Annotated in this window: 15 protein-coding genes; 6 read left to right on the top strand and 9 right to left on the bottom strand. The window is 51.9% G+C overall.

What is annotated here, in order from left to right:
• Positions 1-122: 122 nt before the first annotated feature.
• Positions 123-1220, top strand: coding sequence for a baeRF11 domain-containing protein (locus tag BH712_RS03675; protein WP_006808924.1), 1098 nt, complete (start codon positions 123-125; stop codon positions 1218-1220).
• Between the two features lie 156 nt (positions 1221-1376).
• Here BH712_RS03675 and BH712_RS03670 read toward each other — a convergent pair whose 3' ends face one another.
• Positions 1377-1604 (bottom strand): hypothetical protein, encoded by a 228-nt coding sequence (locus tag BH712_RS03670; RefSeq protein WP_006808923.1) that lies wholly within the window; start codon positions 1602-1604, stop codon positions 1377-1379.
• A gap of 118 nt (positions 1605-1722) precedes the next feature.
• Here BH712_RS03670 and BH712_RS25070 point away from each other — a divergent pair, with 118 nt between their 5' ends.
• Complete coding sequence (locus tag BH712_RS25070; RefSeq protein WP_306421539.1) at positions 1723-1920, top strand: YnfU family zinc-binding protein; 198 nt, start codon at positions 1723-1725, stop codon at positions 1918-1920.
• Positions 1921-2036: 116 nt separating this feature from the next.
• Here BH712_RS25070 and BH712_RS03665 read toward each other — a convergent pair whose 3' ends face one another.
• The 3 genes from BH712_RS03665 to rstA all read right to left on the bottom strand — a co-directional run bounded on the left by BH712_RS03665 (position 2037) and on the right by rstA (position 4167).
• Positions 2037-2255 (bottom strand): cold shock domain-containing protein, encoded by a 219-nt coding sequence (locus BH712_RS03665; protein ID WP_006808922.1) that lies wholly within the window; start codon positions 2253-2255, stop codon positions 2037-2039.
• Between the two features lie 387 nt (positions 2256-2642).
• Positions 2643-3014: an anti-adapter protein IraM gene (gene iraM / locus BH712_RS03660; protein WP_032673722.1), complete on the bottom strand. Its 372-nt coding sequence runs from the start codon at positions 3012-3014 to the stop codon at positions 2643-2645.
• A gap of 436 nt (positions 3015-3450) precedes the next feature.
• On the bottom strand, positions 3451-4167 hold the full coding sequence (gene rstA, locus BH712_RS03655; protein WP_032673496.1) for a two-component system response regulator RstA: 717 nt from the start codon (positions 4165-4167) through the stop codon (positions 3451-3453).
• Positions 4168-4294: 127 nt separating this feature from the next.
• On the opposite strand from rstA, the gene BH712_RS03650 reads away from it, so the two are divergent.
• Entirely contained in the window at positions 4295-4630 is a 336-nt protein-coding gene (locus BH712_RS03650) for a GlpM family protein (protein WP_006808919.1), read from the top strand.
• Here the strand turns inward: BH712_RS03650 and folM are convergent.
• The 3 genes from folM to ydgH form a co-directional block, all read right to left on the bottom strand.
• Positions 4627-5349: a dihydromonapterin reductase gene (gene folM, locus BH712_RS03645; RefSeq protein ID WP_003857550.1), complete on the bottom strand. Its 723-nt coding sequence runs from the start codon at positions 5347-5349 to the stop codon at positions 4627-4629. The genes BH712_RS03650 and folM overlap by 4 nt on opposite strands.
• A 39-nt stretch (positions 5350-5388) precedes the next feature.
• Positions 5389-6771, bottom strand: coding sequence for an amino acid permease (locus BH712_RS03640; protein ID WP_003857548.1), 1383 nt, complete (start codon positions 6769-6771; stop codon positions 5389-5391).
• A 185-nt stretch (positions 6772-6956) separates the two neighbouring features.
• On the bottom strand, positions 6957-7901 hold the full coding sequence (gene ydgH / locus BH712_RS03635; protein ID WP_000769339.1) for a DUF1471 family protein YdgH: 945 nt from the start codon (positions 7899-7901) through the stop codon (positions 6957-6959).
• A 535-nt stretch (positions 7902-8436) separates the two neighbouring features.
• Here ydgH and pntA point away from each other — a divergent pair.
• From pntA to BH712_RS03620, 3 genes are all read left to right on the top strand, one after another.
• A complete protein-coding gene (pntA, locus tag BH712_RS03630; RefSeq protein ID WP_032673495.1) occupies positions 8437-9966 on the top strand; it encodes a Re/Si-specific NAD(P)(+) transhydrogenase subunit alpha in 1530 nt (509 codons plus the stop codon).
• A gap of 10 nt (positions 9967-9976) precedes the next feature.
• A complete protein-coding gene (gene pntB / locus BH712_RS03625) occupies positions 9977-11365 on the top strand; it encodes a Re/Si-specific NAD(P)(+) transhydrogenase subunit beta (RefSeq protein ID WP_000014023.1) in 1389 nt (462 codons plus the stop codon).
• Between the two features lie 107 nt (positions 11366-11472).
• Positions 11473-12585 (top strand): mechanosensitive ion channel family protein, encoded by a 1113-nt coding sequence (locus tag BH712_RS03620; RefSeq protein ID WP_001211781.1) that lies wholly within the window; start codon positions 11473-11475, stop codon positions 12583-12585.
• A gap of 39 nt (positions 12586-12624) precedes the next feature.
• On the opposite strand, the gene uspE is transcribed toward BH712_RS03620, so the two are convergent.
• Together uspE and fnr are read right to left on the bottom strand one after the other, a co-directional pair.
• Positions 12625-13575, bottom strand: coding sequence for a universal stress protein UspE (gene uspE, locus BH712_RS03615; RefSeq protein ID WP_006808916.1), 951 nt, complete (start codon positions 13573-13575; stop codon positions 12625-12627).
• 136 nt (positions 13576-13711) lie between these two features.
• Positions 13712-14464, bottom strand: coding sequence for a fumarate/nitrate reduction transcriptional regulator Fnr (gene fnr, locus BH712_RS03610; protein WP_000611906.1), 753 nt, complete (start codon positions 14462-14464; stop codon positions 13712-13714).
• Positions 14465-14484 lie beyond the last annotated feature (20 nt).

Raw genomic sequence — 14484 nt, 5'->3', positions numbered from 1 at the left:
GAGTTAACTCACTGCACGAAACAATAAATTCCTACCCATAAAGAATATATTCAGTCGAGATGACATAAAGCTTAATACGGGTGGCGTAATTTTACTTAAAACGTAATTTCTTGAGGTAGTATATGTTATATGTTGATATTCCTGGCCGTGAAGAGTTTTCCCATTTATATGATATTCGCTCCGATGCCTGCGTCTCTATCTACCTGGGCACCTCCCCGATCCGGCATAATTTAGATGCGAGCAAAATTCAGTTAGGCAACTTTATCAAAGAGGCTTTGCAGCAGGTTGAAGAAAAAGGCGTTGATAAACGCCGTTTAGCCATGCTCGAAGAAGAACTCTGTTCGGTGCTGGAAGATGTTGAGTTTTGGGATTGCCACGCCAGAAGCCTCGCCATTCTGGCGACACCGGAAAGCATTACGACTTACCGTTTAGCGAACAATTTATCTGACCAGCTTGAAGTAAGCGAACGCTTTTACCTTAAGCCGCTGTTACGTGCGCTTACGTTCCCGCACTCTGCGTATATCCTGGCGTTATCAGTGAACGAAGCTCGGCTAATTGAGTTTTTCCCGGATGTTCCCCCTGAAGAAGTAGACGTGCCGAACATGCCGACATGCAGACGCGACGCAATGACCGAAGCGGCATTAAACGACCATCATCATGGCGCTGTGCATCATAAGGTACGACTCGCGCAATACACCCGAAAGATAGATCAAGCCTTGCGTCCTCTGTTTGCCAGCCACGATCACCCGCTTTTTTTAGTCGCTGCCGAACCTTTAGCCTCTATATATCGTGCAACCAATTCTCTGTCGAACCTTACCGACGAAACCTTATTCACTAACGCTGAACATATCGGTTTAACTGACCTGGTATCCCAGGTACGTCCCTTACTGGACTACTATTATCAGGTGCAGTTAGATTCCCTTAAAACGCGTTTCGAAATCCGCGCAGGTCAACGGCGGGTGACTCAGGAGATATCGGATGCCGCCCGCGCCGCTACTTTTGGGGCTATCGAGCTGCTTTTGGTTAATATCGAAAGCGCATTAAAGGGAACCATTGACGAGGATGGCTTACTATCACTGGACGACAGAGAAAACAGTTACGTTATCATCGACGAGATCGCTAAACGGGCAATGGCTACCGGGGCAAGGGTCTTAGCTGTGCGCGGTGAAGATCTGCCCTCTGGCGCTGAACTGTACGCGACTTTGCGTTACCCTCTGTAGGCAAGCTGCCTTAAAAGCCCGCGTAAGCGGGCTAACCTTTAGGGTAATCTTGTAAAAAAGCCTGCATTAAGCAGGCAATAATAATGATGGAGCGTATTTTTATCATTCTGAGTGAAATAAATGCTGTGTTATAAACCGAACGCGTGTCAGAAAATATTATAAATATTGTTTGGCAACATCAGATATGTCCTGAGAGGTAAGTTCTCTGTCTGAAGCAACATACAGAGAATCATGATCGCCGGTCAACGACGGAAAGCTTGCAGTCATGATCTGAAGATTAATTTCTTCGCCATTCGGATAAGTCTGGCGTACGGACGTTATGCCCTTAAGCACGATAATGACTTTGCTGGGATTGGCATTAAAAAAAACGATCACCTTTTTCATATATCACTCTGCATCTCTTTGTGATTGGGCAAGGTAAGAATGTTCCAGAAGTGAGACTACCTTCCATTTTTTGCGCGCTTTGGAAAATAAAAGCAAGCAATATCCTGCCTTAACGTGTATGGTGGCAATCCTTTTCATTCAGGAGCAGCCTATGTCGGGACGTAAAAACTCGCAATTCCGTCGCAATTATTTAGTCAAATGTTCATGTCCAAACTGCGCTAAAGAGTCAGAGCACAGTTTCACTCGCATACAAAAGGGGGCGCAACTTGTCTGTCCTTACTGTAGCGCTTTGTTTAAATCCTCTCAGCGTCTCTGAAGAAATACGCATACAATAAGTGGAAGAGATGATGCTTTTGAGGTCGTCTGACCTCATAAACAAGGCCCTGTCTGGTCAGGGAAAACCATCATCGTTATCGCGGGTCCTTGTTAATATCATTTATCGCAAAGCGTTACATTCGCAGCAGCAGGGCCTTTATCGCCGCTTACGATGATAAATTCCACTTTCTGTCCTTCAAAAAGTGTTTTGAAATTTTCCCCCTGAAGGGCAGAGAAATGCACGAAAACATCTTTGCTTCCATCTACAGGGGAGATAAAACCAAAACCTTTATCTTCCTTATACCACTTAACCAGACCTAAAATTTTTGATGACATAAAAACTCCATTTGAACATTTTCGATGTGACAGAAAAGCTAATAAAAATATAATGTGAAGGTATGGACTCAAAAGGAGGGGATATCAGCGATAGCGCCTGGTTATGAGAATTGTCATGCAACGTGTTAATCTGTCAGATGAGCAGACTAACGAGACCATTAATGCACGGGCAGGGTTAATTAGCAATTTTTATTTTGGCCTTCCAGATGGCTTTTTAAAAAATGAATGTTAACATTAATTATGTTCAGGAAGCCTGAATTGCCGAACGTGACTACAGCCCTAATGCTCCCGGCGTTGGCATTAGGGCTATAGTCACGGCGATTTATCCGGACTAAGGCAGTGCAGCAGAATTATTAATTATCACCCTCTTCATATTCCCGATTTTCGTTAATGTCTGGATTTATCTGTGCTGACAATCAGTGGATTCGTGGCAAACCCATGCGGGCATTTTCGCGCATTGCAATGCACAGCGTATGTGCATATCTCGTCTTCCTGATTTCGATTGTATGGGCAGGCCATTTTGTTTTTGATTTCACTCCACAACATCTCGTTGTAAGGTGATATGTTGTATATCGATATAGGCTTGAAAACACCATTAATGAAGACGCCATTCTTTGTCGGATATATCCTGTCACCGGGGTACAAATAGACATCGCTTTCATACCAAATGATGAGTTTCAAGAACTTGAGTCCCAAGATGCTTGAATAAACGATCCCCGTGTTAGGACAAATTACCGAGCTAATGACTCTCCATGACATCGCTATACCTCTTTCATTAAATAATTGAGAGAGTATAAGGTTTAGCATGAGAATTAGATTTCTGCAAACACGTAAGCTGTTGAAAATGATCGATATTATTTACATGCTCGCTACTATCCCCTTTGTTTTCATACGGATAAGGAAATTATTAAGTCGACTGTAAAGTTCAGATTTAGCACAATGTGCATTTAAGTGACGGATTTTTGATCGATGAAGGCGCGCGAGCGCCTGAATATATATTGTACACTGGCAATGAAATACATTAGATATACTTTCGTTTAGGCTAAAATGCACGCTGAAATAGAATGGGGGAGAGGGATGAGAACCAGGGGGATTTCATAACTGACGATGCATATAATCGATCGATTTCGACAGCACTGATAACACTATCGATGCATCGTGAGTTATTTTTGAATAATCCTGTGTATTTCCTTTTTCAGGTTTCCCAGGCGTGCGGTGCAAACAGATAGCCTTTATTGCGCACGGTTTTAATCCGGTAGGGTTCTGTGGCGCTATCCAGCAATTTTTTACGCAGACGTGAAATCGCCACATCAACGCTACGATCCATTCCGTCGTAACTTACGCCGCGCAGATTCTTCAGCAATGCATCCCGGTCCATAATTTGTCCTGCATGGGTTGCCAGTTCCCACAGCAGGTCAAAATCTGCGGTTGAGAGCGCAATCAGCTCCCCGGAAAGCATAACCTGTCGGTTGACCGGGTCGATAGAAAGCGTGCCAAAACGCATCGCTTTATGCGGCGTTAAAGAGGGCACAGGCGCTTCACGGTCAGCGCTGGCACGCTGACGCAGATGAAGGCGTAAACGGGCAAGCAGAACCGCAGGCGGCGTGGTTTTGAGGATGTAATCATTCGCGCCCATCTCAAGCGACAGAATATGATTCATATCACTGTCCAGGGAGGTCAGCAGTACGATCGGGCCGTCCCATTTCGCGCGTAAATCCCGGCAGAGCGTCATGCCATCTTTCCCGGGCAGCATGATGTCCAGCAACACCAGATCCGGATTTTCGCGGGTGACGACGTCTTCAGCGCGATCGCCACGAGGCTCGACAACCACTTCCATATCATGTTTACCCAGATAAGCGGCAATTAATTGCCCTACCTCGGGTTCATCTTCAACATAAACAATCTTATTCATACAACGTCTGTCATCGCGAAAAACGTCAACATACACCGCGCAACCTTAACCTTCCATTAATCTTTCAAAATTAGCCGGAGTTCCGTTATCCTGCTCGGGAATGTTATTTGAATGTTAAGGGAAAAGTATGGGGCTGGTGATCAAAGCCGCGCTGGGTGCGCTGGTGGTACTGCTGATTGGGGTGCTGGCTAAAACGAAGAACTACTATATTGCCGGGCTGATCCCGCTTTTTCCCACCTTTGCGCTAATTGCGCACTATATTGTGGCCTCTGAGCGGGGTATTGAGGCGCTGCGCGCCACGATTGTGTTCGGGATGTGGTCAATCATCCCGTATTTTATTTATCTGCTGTCGCTGTGGTACTTCACCGGTTTTTTGCGTCTGCCCCTGGCGCTGGGCGGGGCGGTAGTCTGCTGGTGCCTCAGCGCCTGGGTGCTCATCTTTTTCTGGAGCCGCGTCCACTAGCGCAGCGGGCGGCCACCGTCCACGGCAAACGTTCGGCCCGTAACGTAACAGCTGGTCAGCAGATAATCGATCAGGTCGATCACCTCTTTCTCGCCGGGCGCAATTTTCATTAACGACTTGTTGAGCGCCTGCTGACGATACTCGGCATCATCGCCCTCATTAAATAAAATCATTGCCGGAGCAATCGCGTTGACCTTCACCTCGGGGGCCAGCTTGCGCGCGAACGAGCGGGTCATATTATCCAGCGCCGCTTTGCTGGCCGCGTAGGCGATGTGTTTATCGCTTCCTCGCTCAACCACGTAATCGGTGAAATGGATAATGTCGCCTGCGGCATGGCCGTGCCCGCGCAGCAGATCCTGGAGGGCATGGTTGAGCAGATAAGGCGCATTAACGTGGATCTGCATCATACAGGCGAGCGTTTCACTGAGCGAATGTCCGGCTTTTTCAGGAAGCCAGGTACTGGCGTTGTGAATAACCGCCCGCAGTCCGTGGGTGGTCGACTTCACTTTGTCCGCGAAGGCGAGAATACCTTCATCTGTGGAGAAATCCGCCTGAATGCAGACTGCTCCGGCATTTCGTAGCCCTTCAATGGAGGGATATTCCGTGCGGTAACTGACGATAACCGGATGGCGAAGATTGAGAAAGTGATGGGCGAGGGCGAGGCCAATGCGACGGCCTGCGCCAGTGATCAATATTGGGCGTTGCTGCGTGTGTCCCATCGTAATCTCCTTTTCAGTTCAACAATGGGACAGGCGGCGCTATCCCATTAACATCCACGTTGCCGGTACGGCAGCGACTAACAGCAAACCTATCAATGCCATTTCGCGGCGCTTAAGGGCATTATCAAGCTGATGTGTACGGCGAGCGTAGATAAACACCAGCAGGCCCGGCGCGTAGAGCACCACGGACAGCAGCAGATGCATCGGTCCGGAAGCATACAACAACCATAGACCGTAAATACAGGCGCCGACGCCTACCGCATAGTGTGCCGGGCGGGTCGCAATTTTTAACAGATATGCGCCCACTAAGAAATAGGGTACCAGAATCATCTCGGAGGCGATGGTCAGCAGCGTGTTATAGTCCGATCCTGTGAGCCAGATCAGCACCAGACAGACCTGCACGCTGATGTTGGTCAGCCACAGAGAGGCCGATGGCGCACTGTTTTTGTTCTGACGGGCAAACAGGCGCGGGAACGCTTTGTGCGTGGCGGCCAGGAACGGGACTTCCGCTGCCATAATGGTCCAGCTCAGATAGGCGCCGCAAACGGAAACAATCAGACCCGCCGCGATAATCACGTCCCCCCAGGGGCCCAACATTTTCACCATCAGCCCGGCCATGGATGGGTTACGCATTTCCGCCAGTTCAGGGCGGGCCACCACGCCGAGCGACAACAGCGTCACCAGCAGATAAACGCCCAGCGCCGCCAGTACGGCCAACAGCGTGGCGCGTCCCACATCGCGCTTGTTACGCGCGCGGGCAGAGACCACGACGGCACCTTCAACGCCGATGAACACCCACAGGGTGATCAGCATGGTATTTTTCACCTGTTCCCAGACGGGGACGCCCAGCGCAATGCCGCTGAAATCGAGCGTAAAGACATCGAGACGGAAGGCGAGGAAGGCCAGCACGACGAACAGGCCAAGCGGCACCAGCTTGGCCAGCGTCGCCACCAGGTTAATGCTGGCTGCGGTCTGGACGCCACGCAAAATCAGCCAGTGAACTATCCACAGCAGGACCGAGGCGCCGACGATGGACTGCCAGGTATTGCCGTCGCCAAACAGGCGCAGTTCGGGCGTGTCGGTAAAGAAGCTGAGCGCCGAGAAGACGATAACCAGATAGGAGACGTTGGCGATCACCGCGCACAGCCAGTAACCCCAGGCGGAGCAGAAGCCGATCAGCTCGCCGAAACCTTCCCGGGCGTAAGTGAATATTCCGCCGTCCAGATCCGGTCGGATACGGGTCAGCAGCAGCATGGCGAACGCCAGCAGCAAAATCCCGACACCGGTAATGCCCCAGCCAATCAGTAATGCGGCCGGGCTGGCGACGGCCGCCATGTTCTGCGGCAAACTGAATACGCCCGCGCCCAGCATTGAGCTCAATACAAGTGCAGTTAAAGCACTCAGGCCAAGTTTCTTTTCCATTGGCTTCCTGTTATGAAAAGTCCAAATCCAGAATAATTATTTCGCTAAGGCGCATAAAAATGGTGGATCACGCTAAGGCGCGGGATTTTACGGAGTGTGAAGGATGCATGCAATGACGTGTGGCAGAAATCAGAAAAAAAGTAACAAAAAAGGCGGCACTGCGCCGCCTTTATGAAACCGTTTTGTTATTTGTACAGATCGGCGCTGATGGTCAGGTTGTTACCACGTTCCTGCCACTGGCGGGTAATGTGGTAATACTTCGCGCCTTTCTTCGCAGCACGCTTCGCCACCTGATAAGAGATTTCCGTCATGTTGCCATAGTTGCCCGTAAACTTGATGCTGTCGAACGGCACCATCTGCGCGGCAGTGGCTTTGTTCAGCTCTTCAATTTTCGTGCCGTCTGGTAACGTAACGGTATAACGACCGCCTTTCGTGGATTGGGTTTCAAAGAAACGGCCCACTTCAGCGCTTGGTGCCGCAGACGTGGCTACGCCCGGGATTTCAACTTTCTTCGCTTCCTCACCGCCTTTTGCTAATGCGGCACGGCCCGCGTCTGAATCCGCAGGAATGGCATCCGGGCTTTGCACTACGCGTTTTTTCGCATCTTGTTTATAGATGAAGGCGGTAATGCGCTGGTTTCCACCCTGGTTGGCATCAACCTGACGCACGATATAGAACGCGTAAGCGCCTTTCTCTCTTGCGGCTTTGGTGATGGCATCGTTGACTTCAGGCTGACTGCGGTAGAAGCCCTGAACGGTCACGGTGTCATACGGTTCCAGCTGAACAGCCTGATCTTTCGGCAGTTCAACAATGCCGTTAATCACGCGGTTTTTCTGTTCATCCGCTTTTGGGGCGTTCTCTTTGTACAGCGCAATCGTCACGCGCTGGTTGCCGCTGTTGCCTTGATCGGACTGGTCAACAACGTAAAACGAGGCAGCGCCGTTTTTATCGGCGGCTTTTGATGCGGCGGCGACGGCATCGCCAATGGAGTTATATCGGCCCACAATGACCGTATGGTCAAAAGGTTTTAACGCTGCCGCTTGCTCCGGCGTTAACTCTGTCGCGGCATTCGCAGACAGGGCGGTCGCGGAAAGAAGTGCGGACGCCAGGAGTGTGTTCTTAAGCTTCATAAAAATAATCCTTCGCCTTGCGCAAACCATGTACTGGTGTTGTTGTTAATTTGAGACGGTCCCGATTATGGCATTTAACACCCGTTGCTGTCTGCGGCATTTTTCACAGCCTGTGCTCACCAATGGACCTGATTCGATAACATTTTGTGATATGTGGAAAAAACAGGCGTTTGACAAGCAAAACTGATTAAGCATATGACTTTTACAAGTTAATTTAATGTTAATGAGTTGTTCTTTTATGGCGCTATATCATGTTTTTACCGCTTCGCTTGCGCGATTTATCGGTCCTGAAGGCGAATTGAAGGTAAATATCTCTGTCAGTGAGCCCGATCGCTTATTTTTCACAGATAAAGTAAGAAATAGTGTTTTCTGGCGGTAGATCACGGGCGCTATTTTCAGTAGGTTATAGAAAGTTTGTTACTGTTTTATTTTCCGGGGTTAATCATTCTCCGTCGTTATCGCGATGGCGAAAATTGATACAAACCGCGGGCAATTATCGACAAACCATCATCAAAAACCGATGGAAGGGAAAACTATGCGTATTGGGGTACCAAAAGAACGGTTAGCCAATGAAACCCGCGTAGCGGCAACACCAAAAACGGTGGAGCAACTGCTTAAACTGGGTTTTACCGTCGCGATTGAAAGCGGCGCGGGCAAACTGGCGAGTTTCGATGACGAAGCCTTTATTCAGGCTGGCGCGGACGTTGTGGACGGTGCTGAGGTCTGGCAATCACCCATCATTCTGAAGGTCAACGCACCGGAAGAGAGTGAAATTGAACTGCTGAACGCGGGCACGACGCTTGTGAGCTTTGTCTGGCCCGCCCAAAACCCGGAGCTGATGGAGAAGCTGGCGGCACGCGGTGTCACCGTGATGGCGATGGACTCCGTACCGCGTATTTCGCGCGCGCAGTCTCTGGATGCGCTCAGCTCGATGGCGAACATTGCTGGCTATCGCGCTATTGTCGAAGCTGCGCATGAGTTTGGGCGCTTCTTTACCGGTCAAATTACGGCGGCAGGCAAAGTACCGCCCGCGAAAGTGATGGTGATTGGTGCCGGTGTGGCAGGTCTTGCCGCTATCGGGGCCGCAAACAGCCTTGGCGCTATTGTTCGTGCGTTTGACACCCGTCCAGAAGTGAAGGAGCAGGTGCAGAGTATGGGCGCCGAGTTCCTTGAGCTGGACTTCAAGGAAGAAGCGGGCAGCGGTGATGGTTACGCGAAGGTCATGTCTGAAGCCTTTATCAAGGCGGAAATGGCGCTTTTTGCTGCGCAGGCAAAAGAGGTGGACATTATTGTCACCACCGCGCTTATTCCGGGTAAACCGGCGCCGAAGCTGATCACCCGTGAGATGGTGGATTCCATGCAGCCGGGCAGCGTTATCGTCGATCTGGCGGCGCAAAACGGCGGTAACTGTGAGTATACCGTGCCAAACCAGGTCACGACGACCGCGAACGGCGTGAAGGTGATCGGTTATACCGACCTGCCAGGACGTCTGCCAACCCAGTCCTCTCAGCTGTACGGCACGAACCTCGTTAACCTGCTGAAGCTGCTCTGCAAAGAGAAAGACGGCAACATCACCGTTGATTTTGATGATGTGGTGGTGCGCGGCGTTACCGTGGTGCGTGAAGGTGAAATCACCTGGCCCGCACCGCCAATTCAGGTTTCCGCTCAGCCTCAGGCCGCCCCGAAAGCGGCGCCAGAACCCGTAGAGCCAGCGAAACCTGCGTCACCGTGGCGCAAGTACGCCATTATGGCGCTGGTTATTATCCTGTTCGGCTGGCTGGCAGATGTTGCGCCAAAAGAGTTCCTCGGCCATTTCACCGTCTTCGCGCTCTCCTGCGTGGTGGGTTACTACGTCGTGTGGAACGTCTCCCATGCGCTGCATACGCCATTGATGTCGGTCACCAATGCCATCTCCGGGATTATCGTGGTTGGGGCATTGCTGCAAATTGGTCACGGCGGCTGGATCAGCTTCCTGAGCTTTATTGCGGTGCTGATCGCCAGTATCAATATTTTCGGTGGTTTCACCGTGACTCAGCGCATGCTGAAAATGTTTCGTAAAGGCTAAGGGGTAGCATATGTCTGGAGGATTAGTTACAGCCGCATACATTGTTGCTGCAATCCTGTTTATTTTCAGTCTGGCGGGGCTTTCCAAACACGAAACGTCTCAGCAGGGAAATAACTTTGGTATCGCCGGGATGGCGATTGCGCTGATTGCCACTATCTTCGGGCCGGACACCGGCAACGTGGCGTGGATCCTGGTGGCGATGATCATCGGCGGCGCGATTGGTATTCGTCTGGCGAAACGCGTTGAAATGACCGAGATGCCGGAGCTGGTTGCCATTCTGCACAGCTTCGTGGGTCTGGCGGCGGTGCTGGTGGGCTTCAACAGCTACCTGTACCACGAACCGGGCCTGGAGCCGATTCTGGTTAACATCCATCTGACCGAAGTGTTCCTCGGCATCTTCATCGGTGCAGTGACCTTCACCGGGTCGATTGTGGCGTTCGGTAAGCTGCGCGGGAAGATCTCTTCTAAACCGCTGATGCTGCCTAACCGCCATAAGCTGAACCTGGCGGCGCTGGTCGTATCCTTTGTGCTGCTGGTGGTCTTCGTGCGTACCGAAAGCGTAGGCTTGCAGGTGCTGGCGTTACTGGTGATGACCCTCATCGCGCTGGCGTTCGGCTGGCATCTGGTGGCGTCTATCGGCGGGGCAGATATGCCGGTGGTTGTCTCCATGCTGAACTCCTACTCCGGTTGGGCGGCGGCGGCGGCAGGCTTTATGCTCAGCAACGACCTGCTGATTGTCACCGGTGCGCTGGTTGGTTCTTCCGGTGCCATCCTGTCTTACATCATGTGTAAGGCGATGAACCGTTCGTTTATCAGCGTCATCGCGGGTGGCTTCGGTTCGGACGGTTCATCAACCGGCTCTGACGAAGAAGTGGGCGAGCACCGTGAAATCAGTGCAGAAGACACCGCAGAGATGCTGAAAAACGCGCATTCTGTCATCATCACCCCAGGCTACGGCATGGCGGTGGCGCAGGCGCAGTATCCGGTGGCGGAAATCACCGAGAAACTGCGCGCGCGCGGTATCAAGGTTCGCTTTGGTATTCACCCGGTGGCGGGGCGTCTGCCAGGCCACATGAACGTGCTGCTGGCGGAAGCGAAGGTGCCTTACGACATCGTGCTGGAAATGGACGAGATCAACGATGATTTCGCCGACACCGACACCGTGCTGGTGATTGGCGCCAACGACACCGTTAACCCGGCGGCGCAGGACGATCCGCGTAGCCCAATTGCGGGAATGCCTGTTCTGGAAGTGTGGAAGGCGCAGAACGTCATTGTCTTCAAACGCTCGATGAACACCGGTTATGCTGGCGTACAGAACCCGCTGTTCTTCAAAGAGAACACCCACATGCTGTTTGGCGACGCCAAGGCCAGCGTGGATGCGATCCTGAAAGCGCTGTAATTTCGCTTCAACCTGACAAACCGCCCCCAGGGGCGGTTTTCTTATTTCTGCGGCCAGCTTTTCTCCTCTGTCTATACTTTACCCTTTGTGTAATACGAGGAGGTGTAATGCGATTTTTGTCCCGCTTCGACATCATTGAGCTGATGATGACGCCGTCTTTCTGGATCGGCGTCGCCACGGTGGTCTTTGTAACTCTGCTGGTGTACTGGCTGCTGACGCGCCTGATCGCCTTCGTTAAGAAAGGGATCACTACCTGGGGCGACAAGCACCCTACCACCAACCGGATGCGTTTTATCCTGACGGATATGCTTAACCGCACCAGCCGCTTTCTGCTGTTTGTGGTGGCGCTGCTGTTCAGCCTGCGCTTCGTCGACTTACCGGATCATCTCTTTGGTACCGTGAGCCACGCCTGGTTTCTGGTCTTCGCGATCCAGGTGGCGCTGTGGATGGATCAGGGGGTTGTGTCGTGGCTTCGTCACGTCATGCTGGCGCCGGGTAGCCATAAAAACCCGGTGACGCTGGTGATCACGGGGCTTATCCTCCGTGCCATTGTCTGGTCAGTGATGCTGCTGTCTATTCTTGCTAACGCGGGCGTCAACATCACTGCTCTGGTTGCGAGCCTTGGGGTAGGGGGTATTGCCATCGCCCTCGCGGTGCAAACGATCCTGAGCGACGTGTTTGCATCGCTCTCTATCGGGTTTGATAAGCCGTTCGAAATTGGCGATTTTGTGGTGTTTAACGATGTCGCCGGGACGGTAGAGCACATTGGCCTGAAAACCACCCGTATCCGCAGTCTGAGCGGGGAGCAAATTGTCTGCGGGAACGCCATCCTGCTGCAACAGACGCTGCATAACTATAAGCGGATGCAAACGCGCCGGATCGTCTTTACCTTCGGGGTCGCCAGCGACACGGCGCCGGACAAACTGCGTTCTGTGGGGGAGATGGTCAAACAGATCATTACGGACGTCGGGGAAACGAAGTTTGACCGCGCCCATTTCCTGGGCTTCGATCGCGATCGTCTGACCTTCGAGGTGGTCCATATCGTTAATACGGCAGATTACAACAAGTACATGGATATTCAGCAGGAGATCAATATCCGTATTCTGGAGGGATTGAACCAGCAGGAGATCAAGCTGGCGCTGCCGAGCATGGTTCTGCACGCGCCCTGGATGAATGCCGACGACGAGGCATCTGCGCAACGGTTGAGCGAAGCGCAATAAAAAAAGCCCGCCGTTACCGGCGGGCTTTCATATTGGGGGTCAATCGTCTTCCTCATCGTCCAGTTCAACCGGCGTCTGATACTGATCCGGTTTGATGACCAGAAGGTCGCAGCGCAGATGGTCGATCACCTGCTCGGCGGTATTCCCCAGGAATGCGGCAGAAATACCGGTCCGGCCAATGGTGCCCAGCACCACAATCCCGGCCTGCAAATGCTCCGCCAGATCCGGAATAACCTCTTCAGGTAACCCCTTTTCTACGTGCGTCATGTTCTCATCGATACTGAATTTCTGGCGCAGCGCTTTCATCGCCAGCAGATGCTGGCCGCGAATCGCGTCGTTATAGACGCTCGGGTCAAATTCAGGTAATTCGATGGCGATATTGATTGGCGTAACCGGATACGCTCCCACCAGATGGACTTCGGTGTGGTTAACCTGGTCGGCAAGCTGGATGGTTTCCTTCACCAGCTTCTCGTTCAGCGAATTGTGATAATCCTCTTCGCTGGCCAGATTCACCGCCACGACGGCTTTCCCGCCTTCAGGCCACGGCTGATCTTTCACCATCCACACCGGGCAAGGGCATTTGCGCAGCAGGTGCCAGTCGGTTGGGGTGAAAATCACAGATTCCAGTTTGTCATGCTGGTGCGCCATTTTCAGCAGCAGGTCATGCCCACCGGCCACCACTTCCTGAATAATGGCTTCGAAAGGTCGGTTGTGCCAGACCACTTTGATATCAATCGGTACGCCCGCTTCCAGGTAATATTTCGCCTGCTCGCGGATCCACGCGGTACGCTGGCTGATCACTCCCTGACGCATAGCGGTGCGCTCGTCAGGCGACAGAAGGGTGGTCATCTCGTATGAGAAGTCATAAATCGGCAAAAAAGCTTTAATTTTGCCACCAATCCGTTGATGTAAATACACAGCACGTCGTAATGCCGGCTGATCGTCCTGATTAGGATCGATAGCCACCAGCATGTTTTGATACTTTGCCATACAGGTCTCCTTACTACTGTCACCACAGTCTGTAAGTAAAAGAGTAACCTATATATCTTGAATGAAACAGGGGGGAAGTTTTGCCAGATCAATAATCATGAAAATTTATCGACCTGGCATGGGATATCCGGGAGAGTTATGCCACGTTGCGCGAGTGACCCGCCAGAATGGCCAGCGCTTCACCGTTTTCGATGGTGATGTACTTACCTTTAACCGCCAGCATGCCACTCTTCTGGAAGCGACCCAGCAGACGGCTGATGGTTTCCACGGTCAGGCCCAGATAGTTACCAATATCACCGCGCGTCATGGTCAGGCGGAATTCGCGTGGGGAGAAGCCCCGTTCCGCGAAACGGCGAGAGAGGTTATAGATAAACGCGGCCAGACGCTCTTCGGCATTCTTTTTGGAAAGCAGCAGGATCATATCCTGATCGCCTTTGATCTCACCGCTCATCAGACGCATCATCTGCTGACGCAGGTTCGGCATCTTACCGGACAGATCGTCCAGCGTCTCAAACGGGATTTCGCAGACCATAGAGGTTTCCAGCGCCTGAGCAAAGCTCGGGTGATGGCCACTGCCGATGGCGTCAAAGCCGACTAAATCGCCTGCCAGATGGAAGCCGGTGATCTGCTCGTCGCCCTGTTCGGTAATAGTGTAGCTTTTGATGGTGCCAGAACGGATAGCATAGAGCGATTTCAGTTCGTCTCCCGCCTTAAACAGCGTCTGCCCTTTCTGAATAGGCTTTTTGCGCTCGATGATATTGTCAAGCTGATCGAGTTCATGCTCATTCAGGGTAAACGGGATACAGAGCTGGCTGATGCTGCAATCCTGGCAATGGATAGCACAACCGCCAGACTGAATGCGTCGTATAATTCGCTTTTCCGGGATCATAGGTTTGCTCAAGCCTTAAT

The sequence above is a fragment of the Enterobacter hormaechei ATCC 49162 genome (genome assembly GCF_001875655.1).
Lineage (GTDB): Bacteria > Pseudomonadota > Gammaproteobacteria > Enterobacterales > Enterobacteriaceae > Enterobacter > Enterobacter hormaechei.
The sequence above is the reverse complement of the archived record's forward strand: the minus strand, read 5'-3'. Positions and strand labels throughout refer to the sequence as shown.